Genomic DNA, 1,290 nt, shown 5'->3' on the forward strand with positions numbered 1-1,290 from the left:
CGGTCCTGCCCGGATCCGGGGCACGTGACACGGCCGGGGCCGGTGGGGCCGCGTCGCCGCCCACGGCCGCCGCGTCCCCGGGGCCCGCGCTCCCCGAGCCCGTGTCCGAGGGGGCGGAGCTCCCGCGGCCCCGGCTCGGCGACCCCCTGCGCCTCGGCCGCGCCACGTTGCGCAACCGGATCGTCTTCACCGCCCACCTCACCGGCTTCGCCGAGGACGGCATGCCGACCGACCGGCACACCGCCTACTACGCGGCCCGTGCCGCGGGCGGCGCCGCACTGGTGATCACCGAGGAGCACGCCGTCCGCCCCGGCGACCGGCCCTACGAGCGGCTGATCCGTGGCCACGACCCGGCCGTGCTGCCCGGCTACCGCGCCCTCACCGACGCGGTGCACGCCCACGGCGCCCTCGTGCTCGCCCAGCTCAACCACAACGGCGCGCAGGGGTCGGGTATGTACTCGCGCACGGCCGTCGTCGGGCCCTCGCCGGTGCCCGACCCGATGTTCCGCGAGGTCCCCGCCGAGCTCGACGCGGCCGGGATCGGCGCGATCGTCGACGCCTTCGCCGACGTCGCCGCACGCTGCGTCGAGGGTGGGTTCGACGGCGTCGAGCTGCAGTGCTCGCACGCCTCGCTGCTGCGGCTGTTCCTGTCCCCGGCCACCAACCGTCGCACCGACGCCTGGGGGCGAGACCGGGCGAAGCTGGTGCTCGACGTCGTCGCCGCCGTCCGCGCGGCGATCGGCCCGGACCCGGTGCTGGGCCTGCGGATCGGCGTCGACGAGCGCATCGAGGGCGGCATCACCCCCGCCGACGGCGCCGACCTCGCCCGCCGTCTCGCCGCGACCGGTCAGGTGGACCACCTGAACACCTCGATCGGCGTCGCCACCTCGACGCTGCACCTGATCGAGCCGTCCATGCACACCCCGCCGGGCTACGCCGGGCACCTCGCCGCGACCCTGCGCCGCGCCGTCCGTGCCGCCGGGGCGGACCTCCCGGTGATCGGGGTCGGCCGGTTCACCACGCCCGCCGAGGCCGCCGCGGCGCTGGACCGCGGGGAGTGCGACCTCGTCGGCGTCGCCCGCGGGCAGATCGCCGACCCCGGCTTCGCGAACAACGCCCTCACCGGACGCCCGGTACGCCGGTGCGTCGGGTGCAACCAGGACTGCATCGGCCGGGTCGGGCTGAACCTGTCGCTGGGCTGCGCGGTCGACCCGGCCGCCGGGCGCGAACGGCTCGTCCCGCCCACCCGGGCCGCCGGTCCCGGCGCGGGCCGGGTGCTCGTCGTCGGGG

1 pseudogene is annotated in these 1,290 nt (G+C 77.7%); it reads left to right on the plus strand.

The window, feature by feature from the left end:
- Positions 1 to 101: 101 nt before the first annotated feature.
- A pseudogene (locus NH602_RS30940) lies at positions 102 to 1,290 on the plus strand (mycofactocin system FadH/OYE family oxidoreductase 2); the annotation flags it as partial.

It is taken from the genome of Pseudonocardia sp. McavD-2-B (assembly GCF_024124365.1).
GTDB lineage: Bacteria > Actinomycetota > Actinomycetes > Mycobacteriales > Pseudonocardiaceae > Pseudonocardia > Pseudonocardia alni.